15 protein-coding genes are annotated in these 18,606 nt (G+C 68.6%); 6 read left to right on the top strand and 9 right to left on the bottom strand.

Translation table 11 applies throughout. The features are described from left to right. Positions 1–65 precede the first annotated feature (65 nt). From ACFQDH_RS04680 to ACFQDH_RS04655, 6 genes are all read right to left on the bottom strand, one after another. Positions 66–3,065 carry a hypothetical protein gene (locus ACFQDH_RS04680; RefSeq protein WP_382398943.1) on the bottom strand — a complete coding sequence of 1,000 codons (3,000 nt, stop codon included), beginning with the start codon at positions 3,063–3,065 and terminating at the stop codon, positions 66–68. Continuing rightward, complete coding sequence (locus ACFQDH_RS04675) at positions 3,062–3,490, bottom strand: hypothetical protein (protein ID WP_382398941.1); 429 nt, start codon at positions 3,488–3,490, stop codon at positions 3,062–3,064. The genes ACFQDH_RS04680 and ACFQDH_RS04675 overlap by 4 nt, the downstream gene beginning before the upstream one ends. A gap of 183 nt (positions 3,491–3,673) precedes the next feature. Beyond that, positions 3,674–4,345, bottom strand: a complete 672-nt coding sequence (locus ACFQDH_RS04670) for a response regulator transcription factor (protein WP_382398939.1) — start codon at positions 4,343–4,345, stop codon at positions 3,674–3,676. Next, on the bottom strand, positions 4,342–5,166 hold the full coding sequence (locus ACFQDH_RS04665) for a hypothetical protein (RefSeq protein ID WP_382398937.1): 825 nt from the start codon (positions 5,164–5,166) through the stop codon (positions 4,342–4,344). Before ACFQDH_RS04665 ends, ACFQDH_RS04670 begins: the two co-directional genes overlap by 4 nt. Positions 5,167–5,189: 23 nt before the next feature. Beyond that, a complete protein-coding gene (locus ACFQDH_RS04660) occupies positions 5,190–5,603 on the bottom strand; it encodes a hypothetical protein (RefSeq protein WP_382398935.1) in 414 nt (137 codons plus the stop codon). Continuing rightward, positions 5,603–7,720, bottom strand: coding sequence for a sensor histidine kinase (locus ACFQDH_RS04655; protein WP_382398933.1), 2,118 nt, complete (start codon positions 7,718–7,720; stop codon positions 5,603–5,605). The genes ACFQDH_RS04660 and ACFQDH_RS04655 overlap by 1 nt, the downstream gene beginning before the upstream one ends. Before the next feature lie 261 nt (positions 7,721–7,981). On the opposite strand from ACFQDH_RS04655, the gene ACFQDH_RS04650 reads away from it, so the two are divergent. Beyond that, on the top strand, positions 7,982–9,133 hold the full coding sequence (locus tag ACFQDH_RS04650; RefSeq protein WP_382398931.1) for a glycoside hydrolase family 3 N-terminal domain-containing protein: 1,152 nt from the start codon (positions 7,982–7,984) through the stop codon (positions 9,131–9,133). On the opposite strand, the gene ACFQDH_RS04645 is transcribed toward ACFQDH_RS04650, so the two are convergent. Further along, positions 9,130–9,909, bottom strand: coding sequence for an SCO6745 family protein (locus ACFQDH_RS04645; protein ID WP_382398929.1), 780 nt, complete (start codon positions 9,907–9,909; stop codon positions 9,130–9,132). The two genes, ACFQDH_RS04650 and ACFQDH_RS04645, sit on opposite strands and share 4 nt — an antisense overlap. A 250-nt stretch (positions 9,910–10,159) precedes the next feature. Here ACFQDH_RS04645 and ilvA point away from each other — a divergent pair, with 250 nt between their 5' ends. The 5 genes from ilvA (at position 10,160) to ACFQDH_RS04620 (ending at position 15,262) form a co-directional block, all read left to right on the top strand. Then, the gene (gene ilvA, locus ACFQDH_RS04640) at positions 10,160–11,455 is read left to right on the top strand and encodes a threonine ammonia-lyase IlvA (RefSeq protein WP_382398927.1); all 1,296 of its coding nucleotides are present in this window, start codon (positions 10,160–10,162) and stop codon (positions 11,453–11,455) included. A 109-nt stretch (positions 11,456–11,564) separates the two neighbouring features. Beyond that, positions 11,565–12,341: a DUF1206 domain-containing protein gene (locus tag ACFQDH_RS04635; RefSeq protein ID WP_382398925.1), complete on the top strand. Its 777-nt coding sequence runs from the start codon at positions 11,565–11,567 to the stop codon at positions 12,339–12,341. After that, positions 12,328–12,837, top strand: coding sequence for a hypothetical protein (locus tag ACFQDH_RS04630; RefSeq protein ID WP_382398923.1), 510 nt, complete (start codon positions 12,328–12,330; stop codon positions 12,835–12,837). Before ACFQDH_RS04635 ends, ACFQDH_RS04630 begins: the two co-directional genes overlap by 14 nt. A gap of 267 nt (positions 12,838–13,104) precedes the next feature. Further along, on the top strand, positions 13,105–14,451 hold the full coding sequence (locus ACFQDH_RS04625; protein WP_382398921.1) for an HNH endonuclease signature motif containing protein: 1,347 nt from the start codon (positions 13,105–13,107) through the stop codon (positions 14,449–14,451). 142 nt (positions 14,452–14,593) lie between these two features. Beyond that, positions 14,594–15,262 (top strand): hypothetical protein, encoded by a 669-nt coding sequence (locus ACFQDH_RS04620; RefSeq protein ID WP_382398919.1) that lies wholly within the window; start codon positions 14,594–14,596, stop codon positions 15,260–15,262. 176 nt (positions 15,263–15,438) lie between these two features. Here the strand turns inward: ACFQDH_RS04620 and ACFQDH_RS04615 are convergent, their stop codons facing one another. Further along, on the bottom strand, positions 15,439–17,148 hold the full coding sequence (locus ACFQDH_RS04615; RefSeq protein WP_382398917.1) for an amidase: 1,710 nt from the start codon (positions 17,146–17,148) through the stop codon (positions 15,439–15,441). Between the two features lie 99 nt (positions 17,149–17,247). Next, the gene (locus ACFQDH_RS04610) at positions 17,248–18,603 is read right to left on the bottom strand and encodes an NAD(P)/FAD-dependent oxidoreductase (protein ID WP_382398915.1); all 1,356 of its coding nucleotides are present in this window, start codon (positions 18,601–18,603) and stop codon (positions 17,248–17,250) included. Positions 18,604–18,606: the final 3 nt, after the last annotated feature.

Here is an 18,606-nt window from a genome sequence, read left to right as displayed (position 1 = left end):
GTAAGGCGCCATACAGCCCCCGGGCTGAGCTCGGAGGCTGTATGGCGCCGGGCGCTTACGCCGGATCAGACGTGCAGGGCGGGCAGCACCTCCTTGGCGAGCTCCTCGGCCCCGGCCACCAGGTCGTGGAAGTCGTAGGCCAGGTGCACGTTGTCCTCGGTGCCCTGGAAGACGACGTCCGCGTCGAGCGTGACCGAGCCGCCAGAGGTGGCGTCCAGAGTGCCGGTGAACGACGCCGACTTCACGTCGAGCAGGCTGTCCAGCCCGTGCTCGGTGATGTAGGAGCCGACCGCGGCCACGTCGCCGATTGCCGAATTCAATTGTGCCAGAGCCGCATTCGCTGCCTGCAGCACCATGGTGGCGGTGCCCAGCTGCTGCTGGAAGCCGTCGACAGCCTTGCTCGCGGCCGCGATGGCCGCGGTCGTCACCTGCTGCGCGGCGGTCAGCGCGCTCTGTGCCGTCTGCAGCGCGCCCCTGGCAGCCGCCTCCCCACCCTGCAGGGCCAGGATCCGCGGGTCCTGGTCGATCGGGTAGTTCGCCTGCGCGGCCAGTGCCGCGTTGACGGCCTGCTGCGCCGTTTGCAGGACACCGTTCGCCGCAGCGAGCGAGCCCCGCAAGCCCTGGATCGAGACCTCGAGCGCCGCGACCTGGGTGCCGCGCCAGCCGACCTCGGCGCCGAGCTCGGTCCAGCCCCAGGCCTTGTCGTACCAGGCCAGGTTGTTGTACCAGTTGTTCCACCAGGAGATCTCACCGTTCAGCTGATTGATCTGAGCCTGCTGACCGTTGACCTGGTTGGTGAGAGTGCCGGCGGCGCTCTGCGCCACGATGAGCTTCTGCTGCAGGTCGTGCAGTTGCGCAGCCGCACTGTCCCGCTCGGACTGGATCTGGGCGCGAGTCGTACCGATCTGCGCGTCGATCGCACCCAGCGCTTGCTGCGCCTGAGCCACCTTGGCGGAGAAGCCCTGCAGCTGCTGCGTCGCGTCGGCTTGTGCGCGTGTCAGATCGCCCTGCGCGGACTGCACCGATGTGGTGAAGCGCTGCACGTCCGCGTTGGCAGCGGTGACGCTCTGCTGGGCGGCGGTGATGCGGGCCTGCGCGTCGGCGCCGGCCTGCTGCAGGACCGCGGCCGCGCGGCGGGCGAGGTCGGACAGGAAGTCCTGCTGCAGGTCCGCGTGCACCATGAAGCCGGCCCCGGACTGCAGGTTGCCGCCATAACTGTGCACGTCGGCCGAGAAGAGCTCGAAAACCCTTCCGGCACACCGGAAGTCGAAACCGGAGTCGGACAGTGAGACCGAGGCGCCGGCCGTCACGCCGAGCAGGTTGACCTGGCCGTCGAAGGCGATCTTCGGCACCGCGGAGGTGGTCACCTCGATGTCCAGGTCGGGCCCGTTCTTCGGGTCCGTCCCGGTCAGCGAGAAGACATCACCGACGACCACCGGTGACAGCGACCCGCTCGCCTTGATGCCGTTCTGCTGGTCGACCTCGACGTCGGCCGTGGCGGTGAACCCGGAGACGTGCAAGGTGCCGCCGACCCGCAGGCCCTGCTTGTAGGTGAGCGCGCCGATCGAGGTGTCCTCCGGCACGACATACAGGTCCACGTTCTCCAGGGAGATGCCGGCGAGGGTCCCCTGGACGTCGGCCGGGATGTCCGCCGTCACCTGGGACGGGCAGAAGGTGTCCACGACGTCCATCAGCGACAGGTGATTGAACGCCACGATGAGCACGCTCTGGGCCGGGTTCTGCGAGTTGAACGAGACGGCCGCGTTGCCCTGGAACGCACCGATGGTCAGGCCGCCGGCGATGCCGATCGACGGGACGCCCTCGAAGTCGGAGCCGATCTGCAGCGAGACGTCGGTGAGCGCAATTCCCTTGGCGCCGAACGGATCCTGCCAGGTCCCCTTCATCGTGGCGAAGAACGAGATGCCGTTGGGCACGACGCTCACCCCGCCGATGAATTCCAGCGGGCTGGAGTCGATGGTCACGTCGACGGCGCCGGACACCGAGATCGACACGTTCTCCGGGTCCGGGTGCAGCGCGAACTTGGCCTCCTTCAACACGACGCCGTCCGCGATGGTGATGTCGCCGACACCCGCGTCGAGTTCCAGATCCGCCAGCGACGGACCGATCTCGGCCTTCACATCCAGGTGGGCCTCGCCGAGGAATTTGTCGGCGCCCAGCCCGGACAGGTCGAGCCGGCCGTCCAGGAGCACGCCCTCGCTCACGCCCTTGCCGGCCACCGGCTGCAGCTCGTCGAAGGTGAACGCCGTGTCGTCGAACGAGGAGATGACGATGAGCGCATCCGGCAGGTGCACGGTGTCCAGCCCGGTCAGCGCCGGGGAGAGCGACGAGAACCGGTAGTCGTCGTCCAGTTCGATGCCGACCGCGAATCCCCAGCCGGTGCCCTTGCGGACAACGGCCTGCACCCGCTTGAAGCCGGGACCGCTTGCGGCGAAGGACAATTCGGCCTTGTCGACATCGATCGCCAGGACCACATCGGTGAGCGCCAACGAGACCAGTTCCGGCGGCAGGCTGAGTGCGCCGACACCCGCGGCACCGACTACGTCCTGGATCAGCGCGAACGGCGCCACCGAGTCGACGGTTGCGTGCAGGGTGAGTCCGCCGGGCACGGCATACGCGATCGGTATGTCGACCCCGCCCAGGTGCACGGTCCCGGACACGGACCCGGTGGATCCGGTCGTCGTGCGGCTGAAGGCCACCGCAACCTTGCCGACCGAGATGCCGTCCGGACCCACCGGGACGGTCCACTGCGACGGCGACGTGGCGGTGAATGAGACAGCCGAACCGTCCAGGGTGGCGTCGAGCGCGCAGCCGGAAAGGATGAGGTCCGGCAGGCTGCTCGCCACGGTGAGCCCGTATGCCGCAGCGACTGCGGACGCGTTCAGCGTCGCTCCGTCGGTCAGCCCTGCATGCAACGACCACGCAGCAGCGCCGGTTGCGGACGGGTCGCGCTTCACGTTGACGACCATGCCCGCGCCGGCGAAGCTGGCGGTGCCGGTGATGTCGATCTCGGTCCCGTCCGCGGTCCGGGTGAACGTGAATTTCACTGCGAATGCGTCCAGTTCAACGCCCCCGGCGCCCAGGACGGGATTGCGTCCACCGTCAGGTCGCAGCCGACGAGTCGGTGCCCGGCGAGGTCGACGCTGACCCCGACGCTCGCGATCGCGGCGGACGAGACGGCGTCCGCCAGCACTCCCGGTAGCGACGCGAGCGGGTCGCCCGACCCAGCGGCCGCGACGAGCGCGCCGACCGTGACCTGTGAGAGGTCGGCCTGCACCCTGGCCGGCGAACCGTCCGCCGGAGGCGTGACCTGTACGGCGACGCTGGTCGCGCCGACCGTCAGCGTGCCGGTGGTGCCCTGTACTTGCAGGGAGAGCCAGGAGATCCCGGGCAGTGTGTAGACCGTGGCGGGGACAGTGGGCAGTGGCGCGGCGATCGCGGCGGAAGTGCTGGCGTGCATCGTGGTTGTCATGGCTGAATTCCGTTCTGGGAGAACGCCCTACCGTGGTGGCTGGGCTGGTGGAATCCACGATCCGCCGATATCGGGCCTGGGCCGATGGTGCCGGCACGCGTCCTGGAAGCGGGGTGCGCGCACCTCGTCATAGGGGTGCAGGCACCCCCATCTGCCCAGTCCCGAACCGTCAGTCCCGAACGTTCATCGCTGGCCCTCGGCGAGGAACAGCAGCGCGGCCCGCACCCGCGGGTGCTGGCGGGTGTCCCCGGTCAGTCCGAGCTTGGCGAAGATCGAGTTGATGTGCTTCTCGACCGCGTGCTGGCTGAGCACCAGCTCGGCTGCGACTGCGGCATTGGTGTGGCCCTGGGCGATGGCGGCGAGCACCTCCCGTTCCCGGGGAGTCAGCCGTGCGAGGCTGAGATCGTCCGCGCGCGAGCGCACCTGGACCAGCACCTCCACGACCTTGGGGTCGATCGCCGTGCCGCCGGATGCGACCGCCTCGATCGCCGACGTCAGCTCGCCGATCGAGGCCACCCGCTCCTTGAGCAGATACCCGCGACGGCCAGTGCCCTGGCGCAACAGAACCTTCACGTATGCCGCCTCGGCATACTGGCTGAGCAGCAGTACACCCATCTGCGGGTGGGCGCGGCGGCAGTGCTCGGCGATGCGGATGCCCTCGTCGCTGTGCGCCGGGGGCATCCGGATGTCGGTGAGCACGACATCGGGAAGATGCTCCGCGATGGCCGCCAGTGCGGTGTCGAAACTGTCGCAGGCAGCGACCACTTGCAGCGCTTCCGAGCCGTCGATCATCCGCCGGACACCCTCGCGGACCAGGAAGTTGTCCTCGGCATACACCAGTCGGATCGGTTTCACGTCGGCACGCCCGCGGATCCGGGAAGCGTTGCGGTCACGGCGAATTCGTTGTCGCCCAGCTCGCTGCGCACGCTGCCACCGAATGCCTCGATACGGTCGGTCACCAACTCGATGGTCTCGCTGCCGACCGACCCGGCGACATGAGCCTCGAGCGACAGAACGACGCAGGGGCGGGCTGAGATCCCGACCCGGATCGCGCTCGCTCGGTGTCGCGCGAGGTGTCCCAGCGACGTAACCGCGCAGAAGTAGAGGCAGGCTGCGACCTCCGGGCCGACCCCGGATGCGCCGGAGACCGGAAGGCTTCCGAGGTCGGCGGTGACCTCAAGCGTGGCATCCACCCGGGCCCTGGCGAGCCACGACTCCAGCGACGCCGCGAGCCCGACCTCGGCGAGCGTCGGCGGGTAGATCCCGCGCGCGATGTTGCGCAGCTCGTCCAGTGCCAGCTCCGCTTCTCGGGCTGCCGTGGCGAGCGGGCTCTCGAGCAAGCTTTCTCCGGGAGCAGCCACCCGACAGTCACCGACGGCGGCGAGGGCGGCCGAGACGTGGGTGCCGACGCGAGTCGCGACTTCCGCGCGCATCCGCTGCTGCTCCGTCGCGCGGGCGGTCAGCAGACGCTCCCGGGAGGCGCGTAGCGCGGCGGTCAGTCGCTCGAGTTCTGTCTTGCGCTGGCGCAGCTCGACGGTCAGTCGGACGGTCGACAGTGCCGCGCCGGCCGGGCGGGCCAAAGTGTCCAGCATCCGGCGGTCCCACGACGAGAGGGCGCCGGCGTTGTCGTCGCCCTCGACCACGATCTCGCCGAGCGCCGTGCCGGTATGCCGCACGGCGACGGCCGTACCGCGGCCGATCAACGAGCTGGCGGGTGGCCAGGACCGGGCCCACGAATCGCCGTCGGCCAGCCACAGGCGAACCTCGGCTCGTGAGCTGCCGGTCGCGTGGCCGGCGGCTTCGGCGACGCGGGGGCCACCTCGTCGACGGGGAGCGTGGCGGCCAGTTGCGCCGTCAGTTCGCGCATCACTGCATACCCATCGGCACCAACACCGAGAACGACCCGCGCGGCGAGCCGATCGATGGGTTCCCGCAGCAACCACAGCGCGGCGGCAACGACGACGGTGACGCCGACGACCCCGGCCAGTGGCGGCTGGCCGGTGTGCCCAGCGACCAATGCGTATGCGAGTGCGGCCGAACCGAAGACCACCCCCGCCACGACGAACCGGCAGGCGGTCCGCGCGGCCGACAACCGCAGCCCCACCGAGTTCATCAGTGCACTCTCGCGGTGTGCCGGACCGGAAGCCTGCCGTGCAGTCGGGTGCCGCTCTGCGTGCCGCGCATCAACTCGACCTCGCCACCGAGTGCATTCAGCCGAGCGGAGAGCGCGGACAGGCCTCCTGAAGAGTCCGCCGCAGTGCCAGGGGAGGCGCCCGTACCGTCGTCGATCACCTCGAAAGACATCTCGTCGGCGGCGGATTCGACTGAGACCAAAGCGTGCCCGGCATCGGCATACTTCACGACGTTCTGCAGGCCCTCGACGCACGCGAAGTAGACCGCCGTCTCAACCTCCGCAGGCAGTGGACGTGCGGGCGATCCCAGCTCGACGCGCAACTCGACCTCGAGCCCGGTTCGTCCGGCCAGCCGGGCGGCGCGTTCCAAGGCCCCGGCGAGTCCAAGCCGGCGCAGCGCACCGGGCCGGCCGTCGCCACTGAGTTCGCGGATGTCGTTCCGCGCGATGCGCAGCACGTCGCGCAAATTGTCGTGGTCCGGTTGAGACAGCGCAGCGGCGCCGGCGCCGGCGCGCGCGCCGATGATGGCGGCAACCAGAGCCTGCTGGGCACCGTCGTGCAAGGCGCGTTCGAGGGTATGGCGCTCGGCGTCCTGCGCGGCCACAAGACGGCGCCGCGACTCGGTGAGGGCTGCGGCCTGTCCTGCCAGGACGTCGACCTGGCGGGCCAGGGTGACGGTCAACGCGGCGTTGTGCACGAGCAGCCCGGCGTGAGCTGCGATCTCGCTACCGACCGTGTCGTCAGCTGCGGCGAGTCGCTCGCCGGGTGGGGTGTGCACGGCGAGCATTCCGAGCAGCTCACCCTGATGACGGACCGGCCAGCCACGCTCTGCGCCGACCAGGTCGGCAAGCCGGTCGGCTGCCAATTTCCCTGCAGGAAGGTCGAATTCGTCCGATCGGGGCCGGGTGGACGCTGCCGACACCAGTCGGTTCCCGTCAACCAGCCACAGCTCCGCCGCGCTGGCCCGGGTCGCCGCGACCGTCACCGTGACCAGATGCTCGAGTTCGGTGGTAGGTGTCAGGCGCTCCAGCGAGCCGGCGAGCTGGCGCATCGCGTCGGCAGGGCTCAACACCTGACCGAAGACCACGCGGTTGGCCCAGGTGCGACCAGCGGTCCGTAGCGGTTCGACCAGCACGGCCGCCACCGAAAGTGTCAGCGCTGTCACCCACAGGCTGCCGTGCGTCATACGACTGCCCATCGCGACCGCGAGCACGTAGGCCGCGCTGAGCCCGAGAGCAAGCAGTCCGTAGAGGAGGATGCGGCTGAGCAGCCGGTCGATGTCCCACAACCGGTAGTGCACAACTGCGGCGAACAGGACGACGGGAACAACCGCGAAGACTGCCGGAAACAAGCGCTCGATGGTCAGCTGCAGCGATGCCGCCTGGCTCGCCGGGCCCGAAGCTGTGGCGACAACGCCGGCTCCCAACCACACCAGCGCAACGGCCAGGGCGGGCAGCAGGGCGGCGCACAGCAGGCGCGCCGTCGCGCGTTCGCCTGTCGTCGTGCGGGGGTCGGTGATGCGCATCGCCTGTGCGCCGACCCCGATCAGGGCGACGGCGATGCCGAAGAACACCACGAAGAACTGCGGATGGTTCAGGAAGCTGCTGCGCCAGCACACCACCGCCACGACCGCGGTCGTGATCAGAACGATCAGCCGAACTGTCCAGCCTGGCAACCGGATTCGGCGTGGCGGCGTGCCGTCCGGGAAGAGTATGACGGCCCATACGTAGGTCACACCCGAGACTATGTGGAAGGCGAAGTGGATGAGAGCGATCGGCCACGGCGACCCGGTGAGATGGAAGGCGCGGTGACTGGGCAGATTGAAGGTCGCGGCGGTGCCGAGGAGGGCGAACGCGAGCAGGCGCGGCACCCGCTCATCGGGGCGCCGGAGGAACAGCAGCACCCCGAGGGTCAGGTTGAGCACGCTGAAGAAATATTCGACGCCGGTCTCCAGCGGCGTGGTCGCGTCGAGTGCCATGTGCGACATATCGGGCCGCGCGAGGTGCATCGGTACCAGGCCGAGTGCCAGCCAGACCAGGAGGCCGGAGAGATACAGCGCGAACGCGATCCGCACGGCCAGTCGCTCGAACCTGGGCACCTCAGCCCCCTTCACGCCCGCATCAGCCGGTTGTCAACCTTTTCAGAATAGGCCTGCTGGCATCCGGGCGAATCTGAATCGGTTGCCCGCGGTGAGGTGGCCGGCATGGCTGCAGGTGACCCGGGCGGTCAGCGAGAGTCCCTCCCGTCCCGTGCGAATGAAATCCTCTGTGCCGTAAACCGTCCCTCAGAAGCATCGGGACTGCGACACTTGTTTACGCCCGAGCGCACCCCCGATGCCCGGGCGACAAGGAGGCCCGTCATGGGTTCGCAGGTTCGGATCAGCCAGTTTCCAATCAGCAGACGCACCGTTCTTCGCGCGGGAGGGGTGATCGGCGGCGGGCTGGCTCTCGGCCTCGCGTCGACCCAGTCCGCGCTCGCGGACCCGCCGTGGTTCGCGAAACTGTCGCCGGAGCAGCAGGTCGGGCAGCGGGTGATCTTCTCCTACCCTGGCGCCACGCCGTCCGACGAGATGCTGCAGCTGATCAAGGACGGCATGGTCGGCGGGCTGATCTTCTTCGGCGAGAACATCCTCAGCCTCGCCCAGATCGCCGACGTCGTGACCGAGCTGAAGGCCGCACATGCCCAGAGTCCGACGAGCGACTCTCCGCTGCTGCTGATGACCGACCAGGAGGGCGGCGTCGTCCGCCGGCTGCGCGGGCAGGAACCGATCCTGTCCGAGAAACAGGTTGGTGCGTCTGCGGATCCGCTGGCCGAGGCAACGAAGGCCGGCAATGGTGCCGGCCTCGCGCTCAAGTCGATCGGCATGAACCTCAACCTCGCCCCGGTGGAAGACGTCTATCGCGAGGAGGGCAACTTCGATGATCGTTTCGGCCGCTCCTACAGCTCCGACTTCGCCGTGTGCGGTGAGCTCGGTGCTGCCTTCGTCCAGGCGGAGCGGGCGACCGGCGTCGCGTCCACCGCGAAGCACTATCCCGGCCTCGGCTGGGCGACGCGTGACGAGAACACCGACCTCGGTGTCGTCACGCTGAGTCAGTCCGCCGCCGAGATCCGGGCCATCGACGAGGCCGCGTTCACGCCGGTCATCGCCGCAGGCGTCGAGCTGGTGATGACGTCATGGGCGACATACCCGGCGATCGACCCGGACTATCCGGCCGGCCTGTCGAAGATCTTCGTCGACGGTGAGCTCCGCGGTCGCCAGCACTTCCAGGGCGTCACCATCACCGACGCCCTCGAGGCCGGCGCACTCGATCCGTATGGCGACACCGGTGAACGCTCGGTCCTAGCGGCGGACGCCGGCATGGATGTCCTGCTCTGCTCGGGCCGCGATGTTCAGCAGGGTAAGGACGCCGTGAGTGGCGTCACCGCTGCGCTGGCCAGCGGGCGGCTGAACCCCGGTCACTTCAAGATCGCTCTCACGCGGGTGCGGCGGTTGCGCGACAGCCTGAGCTAAAGCACTGCGGCGATCGGCGACAGGCCGTCGATCAGCTCGTCGAGTTCGGCCGCGCTGTGCACGTCGTATGCCGGCGCGGCCAATTCGTCTGTGCAGGCCTCGATGCGTGCCTTGAGGTCCCGTCCCGCATCGGTGAAACCGCCTGCGGCGTCGACGAGTCCGCGGCTGCGCAGGCCATCGACAACCCCCGCGATCTGCGCCGCCGGGAGGTGGTGCAACCGGCCGAACTCCTCGGCTCGCATGCCCATGTCGAGGGCGAGCAGGACGTGCGCTTCGCTGCCGCCGATGCCGTGCGCGACAAGCGTCGCGTTGTGCCCGTCGCCGCGGTGCTCGCGCAGCAGCGTGCCGGCGTGCCAGAGCTTGGCCACCGGCTCTTCGGGTATGGCGAGGGCGCGGAGCCCGGCATACAACGGCCGTCCCTCCATCGGCGCGCTGACCGCTGCCCGGGTGGCGAGGTCGGCGATGCGCACCAGACCGGGGGAGTCGGCGAGTGCACCGATCTTCTGTCGCAGGGCGTCGGCGCTCCCGCGCTCCCGGATGGCGAGAGCTTCCTCCGGGGTGACCTTGCCCCATACCCAGGGGATGTGGCGGGCGACCTCGCCATCGGCGAAGTTGTAGAAGACCGCGTGCACGACCTCGGCGGGCGCCATACCGAGCGGAGCTGCGCGGCCGGCGAAGTAGCCGTCCCAGTAGTTGCGCATCCCGACGGCCAGGAACGCGTCGTTCGGTATGTCGGAGAAGGTGATGGTGCCGATGGGTTCGACCAACTCGAACATGCGGTGAATCTTGTTCTGTGGGTGCGACATCGGTCGTCAGCTCCTGTGATCGGGACAGCGCTCGGGTGGCGTCGTCTCATCATTGCCACGAACAGCATCGCCTGGATACGACAGCGTGGGATGAAATGACCCGACCGTGCCGCACGAACCCGTCGCCGTCACGCCCTCCGTCCATTCGGCGAGACATCGTCTCAACATTCGTCGCAGTGCGTAGATTGAGAGACCGTCGTCGACGAACTGGAGGATCCGCGTGTCAGCCACCGCACACCGCGAACCGAGGGCACCCGAGCAGCCCGGTGGCGCCGGTGTCGTGGCGCGGGCCGCAGCCGAGATCGAGGGCTTCGCGGTGCGAACGCCGCTGCAGCCCAACAGCCGTCTCAGCGAGCTGGTGGGTGCGCGGGTACTGCTGAAACGCGAAGACCTGCAGCCGGTGCGCTCCTACAAGATTCGTGGTGCGGTCAACCTGATTCGCGCGCTCAGCCAGGAGGAGCGCGAGCAGGGTGTCGTGTGCGCCAGCGCCGGCAACCACGCACAGGGCGTCGCGCTCGCCTGCGCGGAGCTGGGCGTCGACGCGCGAATCTACTTGCCCCGCAACACTCCTCGGCAGAAGCGGGATCGGGTCGCATCGCTGGGCGGCGAGCACGTGCGGCTGATTCTGCACGGCGATACGTATGACGACGCGTCCAAGGCGGCGATCCTCGATGCTTCCCGGACCGGTGCCACTCTCGCGCCGGCCTTCGACGACCCGCGGGTGATCGCAGGTCAGGGCACCGTCACCCGGGAGATCCTGCAGGACCTGGGGCGCGCTCCCGACATACTCCTCGTGCCGGTCGGCGGAGGCGGCCTGCTGGCCGGGGCGTTGCTTGCGCTCGCCGAGGCGCCGGCCGAGTTCCACGCCGACCGCTGCCGGGTGATCGCGGTGGAGCCGGTCGGTGCGGCAAGTCTGCAGGGCGCGCTGGACGCGGGTGCGCCACTCGACCTTGGCGAGATCGACACCTTCGCGGACGGAACTGCGGTCCGCAAGGTCGGCGACCGGCCGTTCGAGATCATCCGGGATGCCGGGGTCGAGGTCGCGACGGTCGAGACCGGTGCGATCTGTCAGGAGATGCTGCGGCTCTATCAGGTCGACGGCATCATCGCCGAGCCGTCCGGCGCGATGGCGATGGCGGACCTGGATCGGCGTGGCATCGAACCGGATTCGACGGTGGTCGCCATCCTGTCCGGTGGCAACAACGACGTCAGCCGCTATGCCGAAGTCATCGAGCGAGCGCTCGTGCACGAGGGTCGCAAGCACTACTTCCTCGTCGACTTCCCGCAAGAGCCCGGTGCGTTGCGCCGCTTCCTGCAGGACATCCTCGGCCCGGACGACGACATCACATTCTTCGAATACGTCAAGCGCAACAACCGGGAATTCGGCCCGGCACTGGTCGGTGTGGAGCTCGGCGATCCGGCGTCGTATGACGCGCTGCTGGAGCGCGCCGAGGCGTCCCCGCTGGTTGTCGAACCGATCTCACTGGACAGCCCGATGCTGCGCTACCTCGTCTGAGCACGTCGGGGGCAGGTACCGGCCGTGCCACCGGTCCCGGCCGGCAAACCCCGCGTTCGGGAAAAGGCCGGTGGTGCGGTGTCGCGGGTGGTTATCTGGCCCGGTGAACATGAGCGAGGCGCGCGACGGCGTTCGGCAGGTCAATGAAAGCGGGGCGCTCGACGTCGGCGCCCGTGTCGGCTTCGCCGCCAGCGGAGTGCTGCATCTGTTGATCGCCTACCTCGCAGTGCGGGTTGCCTTCCACAGGTCGGGCAAGTCGCCGGACCAGTCCGGCGCATTGGCGACCCTCGCGCAGAACGCCGCCGGGAAGGTGTTGTTGATCGTCTTCGTGGCGGGCTTCCTCGCACTCGCGCTGTGGCAACTCAGCCGGGTCTTCGTCACTCGCGAGGTCACGGATCGATTGCAGAGCGGTGCGCTGACGGTGGTCTATCTGGCGATGGGCTGGAGCGCGCTGTCCTTCGTCCGGCAGAAGGGTCGTTCGAGTGCGTCCACCTCGACCGACTTCACCGCGACCGTCATGAAGCATTCGGGCGGTCGTTGGCTGGTCGCGATCATCGGACTGGTGATCATCGGCATCGGGATCTACCACGTCCAGAAGGGAATTCGGACGCGATTCCTGAAGGAGCTCCGGGAGCACCCCGGCGCGGCGATCACCTGGACCGGCCGGATCGGGTATGGCGCCAAGGGCATCGCCCTCGGGATCGTCGGTGCGCTCTTCGTGATCGCAGCAGCCAAGCACCGGTCCTCGCAAGCGTCCGGTCTCGACGGTGCGTTGTCCACCCTTCGGCACGCGGTCGCCGGGCAGTTGCTGCTGACCCTGATGGCCCTCGGGCTGGCCGCCTTCGGCGTCTATTCGCTCGCCCGGGTGCGGTATGGCCGGGTCTGAGGAGCCGGCTCCGGGAGAGGAGCGCGCCGTCGCGGCGGCATACGACCCCAGCCGGATGCCGTCGACCGGCGCGCCGCGCGTGATGTGGGCCAGCGCGCTGATTCTGGGGATCGGCGCCGTGCTGCTCATCCCGTGGACCGTCTACCTGGCCTGGACGCTGCCCGGACGCGCCGTGGCCGAGAACTACGACGTGGCGTGGACCGGCTTCGACATCGGACTCATCCTGGTGCTCGCCGGCACGGCGGTCGCGGCGCTGCGAGGGGGCCGTTGGCTGCCCACCCTCGCGGCGGTCACGGCGGCGACGCTGCTCATCGATGCCTGGTTCGACGTGGTCACCGCGTCCACCACCGCCGATCGGGTGGAGGCGGTCGTATTGGCGGCAGTCGTCGAGGTCCCGGTCGCCTGCGCGTGCCTGTGGATCGCCGTCAACGCACAGGAGTTCAACGACCGGCGCGTCGCCCGGGCGGCTCGACGGACGAGCCGTCGAGCGGCCTGAAGGCCGCAGCAGCGCCGTCGTCGTATGACGCCGCGCGGCGCGCGCCGGGGAGCCCGCGCCCGCTACTCGATCGGATCTCGACGAGACTGCAGTTATACGGATTCGCGGAAATGTGTTCGATGAAATGCTAGCCATTGACACCACTCTTCGATATCCTGTAGGTAGGCGAAAACGCTTACAGGGGAAGGGGATTCACACCATGAGCATTGATCATTGATGGTGGACTGTGCCTCGGCGGAACCGGGGCGAGGGCCGGAGGTTCTCGGGGTGTTGCGGGCTGCGGCGGAGGTGATTGACGAGGTTCCGGGTGCGTTGCATCAGTTCGGCGAGGACGACGAGGCTGAGTTGATGGCGACCTTGTTGCGGTTGCAGGGTCGGTCGTCGCAGGTGGGCGCGATCGTGGCTGCGGACGCGGTGGATCGCGGTGTGCTGGTGGGGTCGGATGCGGCAAACACCAGCCAGTGGATCTCCGGGCGTCTGACCGGCGGGACCCGGTTGGAGCCCAAGGCGATCCGGGTGATGGCGTCGGTGGCTGATGCGTGCCGGCACCGCAAGAACACGGTGATCGGCCAGGCATTGTTGAAGGGTTCGTGTTCGGTGGAGTCGGCACGGACCGCGCTGCTCCAAGCGGACAAGGTCGGACCGGTTATCCCGACCGCGGAGCGTGACGAGGTGCTGAGCTGGTTCCTGCAGGTCGACCCCGCGCTCGGGTGTGACGGGCTGACGAGACTGACCCGGGCGATCATCGATCGGTTCGCCCCGGAGAAACTGTCTCAGGATGACGAGAACCTCGAAGGCACCGAATCACTGTCCTGGTCCACCACTGCGACGGGGATGACGCGGTTGGTGGCGGAGTTGTCGCCGGCGAACGCCGCGATCCTCAAAGAAGCGATCAACGCCAAGTCCGCACCCCGGCCCGCGAACCCCGCAGACGGTGGCCGAGGAGCGACGAAGGAGCGTCTCGAGGCCCCGTCTGCTCGAGGCCACGGCTCGGGTGCGGCGTTCGGACTCAACCTCGACGACGACACCACCGACTCGCCCACTGCGTCCGGGCAACCGGTGCGTGACGAGCGGTCACCGGGTAAGCGTCGGGCGGATGCCTTGATGGACCTGGTCGGTGCCGGTGCCCGGGCAGCGACCGGGGACGGCACCCAGGCGAGTGCGGCGACCGTGTTGCTGACGATGGGGTTGCAGGAACTCCTTCACGGTCACGGCGCGACCACCAGCACCGGTGACGTCCTCGACGCGGGTGCTGCCCGCCGGTTCGCGTGCACCGCGGACCTGATCCCGGTCGTGCTCGGCGGACCCAGTCAACCGTTGGATGTGGGGCGGCGAGAACGGTTGGCAACCAGAGCAATCCGGGTCGCAGTCATCCTACGAGACGGCGGATGCACGTTCCCCGGTTGTGACCGGCCACCGGGTTTCTGCGAAATCCACCACGTCACACCCTGGTGGGCCGGCGGCAAAACCTCCCTGACCAGTTCGGCGATGCTGTGCGGCCGACACCATCAGACCGTGCACCGCCAGGGTTACACCGCCGACATACAACCCGACCGCGTGATCTGGGACCTCACACCCGGCCGGATGCCCGGCCACCAAACCACAGCAGCCTGAAGGCAACCCGGCCGAACCGGATCCGTCCGCGCCGTCAATCCACTTTTGCCCGGACAGACGATCCTGACCGTAAACCATTCGTCCGCTGGCGCATTCTGGGGGAGCCTTTCGGAGTGATCGACTCTGCGGCTTCTGTACTGCCATGACGATGGCGAAGTTGACGCGGCGTCAGATCGCCGAGCTGCAGCGGATTCGGGACGACCTTGAACGCGAACCAGATGCCGGTCGTCTGCCCGCGACCGACGATGCGGCATCCCGCGCAGTGCTCGGCGCGTGGCTAGCGGGAGTGATTACGAGCAAGGGATGGACCGACACCTCAGTCTTTGACCTGGTGGAGCAAGCACGCGAAGCCGAGGACGACTTCGTGGCGCATGCGTATGTGGAACGTGTCGTCGCTGCCGTCATGTCCGACAGAGACCAGATGATGCGTCGGTGCGGTGAAGCGAATGTCGCAGTTCGTGAACACTGCCGTGAGCGGGGCTACCAGGTCAGCGGGTGCAAACCAGGTCGCGCCGGCTACCGGACGTGGAAGATCGCCGTGCCAGGGCGGATCGGTGAGGTGGACCTTGAGCTGGACGGCGACGTGTGTTTGCTGACTTTCCCCGGTGGGTTCAGCTGGCCGGAATACGGCTATACATCAGGAGACGCCCGTGAGGCTCTCGAGGATCAACTTCGCCTTCTCGATGCGTACGCCGCACCGACTACTCGAATGGTGTTGAGGAAGCGGGTATTAGGGCGCTCGCGCAGCGAGCTTCACTTCAGCGACGGCACGGTGCTGGGGCGTCACGGCGGCAAACGGGCGTGGTCGTAGTACCGCTTCCGGCGAACCGGAAGACCTGGCGGCATGAGCGGTCATCTTGATCTTGGCCATGCACTCATCGGTCTTGGAATCGTCGGCATGGTCTGGGTCGTCATCGTTCGTGAGCGTCGCGCATAACCCGCAGAAGCCGACCCCAGGAGTCATGCGTCTGCTCAGCGCGCCCGAACCTAGGACCCGGACGGCCCGGACAGCCGCGGCGTCCGCGGCGGCGCCATACGTCGTGAGCCGAGCGCCTCGAAACCCGCGGCCATTCGCAGGAGCGCGTTGTCGTCATACGCACGACCGGCGAAGGTCAGGCCGACCGGCATCCCGATGTCGGCCATGATGCCCAACGGCACGGTGACGGTGGGTATGCCGAGGTGACGGATGACCAGGTTGCCGTTGGCGACCCAGGTGCCGTTGCGCCAGGCGAGGTCGGCCGACGCGGTGTTGACGTCGCTGTCCGCGGGCCCGACGTCGGCGACCGCCGGAAACACCACGGCATCAAGGGAGTTCGACGCCATCCACTCCTCCAGGTCGACCTGTCGGGTGCGCTCGAGTCCGGCCAACCCGTCGGGAAGCGTCCGCAGGGTGGCCAGGTCAGCGCCGGGGTGCTCGCGCACCCAGTCCGGGTAGGTCGCGATGTCGTCCGGGAAGCCGGTGTAGCGGTCCAACGCGCCGGGCGGCTGGGGGAAGATCGTGGCGCCGTCGACGGCTGCGAGTGAGGACAACGCCGGGTCGCCGTTCGCGGCGAGGAAGTCCTCCCACGACCACGGCGACAGGCCATTGATCTCTTCGCTGAGGAACTCCTGACTGACGAACCCGCGCGTGCCGATCGTGGGTGCGCCGGCCCGGTCGCCCTCGTAGTTGGACACGACCGGGAAGTCGACCTCGATCACCTCCGCGCCAGCGGCCTCCAGCTCCGCGCGGGCCGCCTCCCAGAGGGCGATCACCGACCCCCGGGTCTCGATCCGCTCGCCGGTCGGGCCGCCGATCGTCGTTCCGGTGCCGGCGTCGGGGTCGGCATTCACATACATCCGCGGTATGCCGAGCCGTATGCCGGTAAGCGAAAGTCCTTCTCGCAGTGCGGAATAGGACGGCGGGCGGACCGCGCACGACGCAGCGATCGACACCCAAGGCTGCACCCGCCAGAAGTCGCCGCGGGTGTCAGTGTCGTCGGCGACGATGACGTCCAGCACCTCCAGCAGGTCGGCCATGGTGCGCGCGTGCGGCACGACGACGTCCATCGTGGGGACCAGCGGCCAGTTGCCGCGCACCGAGATCACCCCGCGCGACGGCGTGTAGGCGCACAGGCCGTTGTTGGATGCCGGCCCGCGGCCGCTGGACCACGTCTCCTCACCCAGCCCGAAGGCCGCGAAGCTGGCAGCGGTGGCGGTGCCCGAGCCATTGGACGATCCGGATGCGTATGGCGCAGTCAGGAAGTCGGCGTTGTAAGGACTCTCCGCCCGGCCATAGAGGCCTCGCTGCATCCCGCCGTTCGCCATTGGCGGCATGTTGGTCAGGCCGAGACAGATCGCGCCGCCGGCGCGCAGGCGCTCGATGGTGAACGCGTCGCGCTGCGCTATCAGGTCGGCGAACGCCGGACTGCCGGCAGCGGCCGTCAGCCCCTTGACCAGATAGCTGTCCTTGGCCGTGTACGGAATGCCATCCAGCGGTCCGAGGACCTCGCCCCGCTTCCGTCGCGCGTCCGACGCCGCGGCTTCGGCCCGCGCCTCGGGGTTGGGCACGATGACGGCGTTCAACGCGGTCGCCGTGTCCGGCCCGTCATACGCCGCGATGCGCGCGAGGTAGGCGTCGACCAACTCGACCGCGGTCGTCTCGCCCGCCTCGAGCGCGGCGCGCAGGTCGCTGATGGAACGTTCGACGACATCGATCACGGGATTCTCCTCTGGTGCGGCTGACTGTGTCGGCTGGTGGTCTCGATACGGGCTCGCCTAGCGGCTCGCCCTACTCGACCAGCTAAGCGTGGCGACTGGTTAATGGCCGGTGAGTAGCGACAAGACTTTGCCCAGTCTGGCGGGTCGATGAGTCAGCTGCTCCTCGCGGTCGGCCCACGCGGCGACCTGCAGCCCGGCGTTGATGCCGAGCCAGCGGAACGGCTCCGGCTCCCAGCGACGGGAGTGGTGCTGCACCCAGGGCAGCGCCGAGATCTCGGTGCGCTGACCGGTAACCAACTCCGCGATCGTTCGACCGCCAAGGTTGCTCAAGGCGACACCGTCGCCGACATACCCGCCGGACCAGCCGAGCCCAGTCGCAGGGTCGTGACCGACGCTCGGCTGCCAGTCGCGAGGTATGCCGAGCGCGCCGCCCCACTCATGGGTGAGACGCACACCGTCGAGCACCGGAAACATCTGGCGGAGTGAGGATTTCAGCGTTTCGAAGACCTTCCGATCCTCGTCGAACGCCGGCCGGATCCCGGACCTGAAGTGGTATGGCGCACCGCGCCCGCCGAAGACCAGCCTGTCGTCGACACTGCGCTGCCCGTAGACGATGACGTGCCGGTGCTCGCTGAAGGTCTCGGCGCGGGCCAGGCCGATCTGCTCCCATTGGTCCGCGCTGAGCGGCTCGGTCGCGACGATCAGCGAATACACCGGCGCTACCTCACGATTCGACCCAGGCAGATGCGAGGTCCACGCCTCGGTTGCGCGAATGATGTTGCGTGCGTGGATGATTGGTCCGGGGGCGGTGTGCGCCATACCGGGTTCGATAGAGGTGACGTGCGTGTGCTCGACGATGCGCCCGCCGAGTCGCTCGACCGCGGCGGCAAGTCCGTCGACGAGTCGACGCGGCTGCACCCTGGCGCAGTGCGGGTTGTAGGTGGGGCCCAATGTGCCTGTGGCAGCTAGCGTTTCAACCCCGGACTCGCGGTCCAAGAGCTCTGTGCCGAGATCCCATCGCTGCGAGTGGGCCATCTCGGCCTTGGCGCGCGCAAGCTGTGCCCGGCTGCGAGCCACCACGACGGTGCCGCCCTTGCGGAACCCGCAGTCGATTCCTTCGGCGTCGACGACGCGGCCGACTTCGGTCACGCTCTCGCGGAGCGCGGCGTACTGGGCACGCGCGGCGGCCTCGCCGTGCGCCTTCGCGAGCACTTCGGGAGGTGTCGGGTAGAGCGCAGACACCCAGCCGCCGTTGCGCCCGCTCGCGCCGAATCCGACGTGCTCGGCGTCGACCACCAGGACGGACAGCGAAGGGTCGGCCTGCAGGAGGTAGTAGGCGGACCAGAGGCCGGTGAAGCCCGCGCCGACGATGCACACGTCGACCGTCGCGTCGTCGGCCAGTGAGGGCCGACCGGCCGGTGAAGTCCCGTCCCACCAGAGTGGTCGTGCCGCCATACG

This window comes from Flexivirga alba, from assembly GCF_042661025.1.
GTDB lineage: Bacteria > Actinomycetota > Actinomycetes > Actinomycetales > Dermatophilaceae > Flexivirga > Flexivirga alba.
Note: the sequence above shows the minus strand (reverse complement) of the source record. Positions and strands in the feature narration are given on the sequence as shown.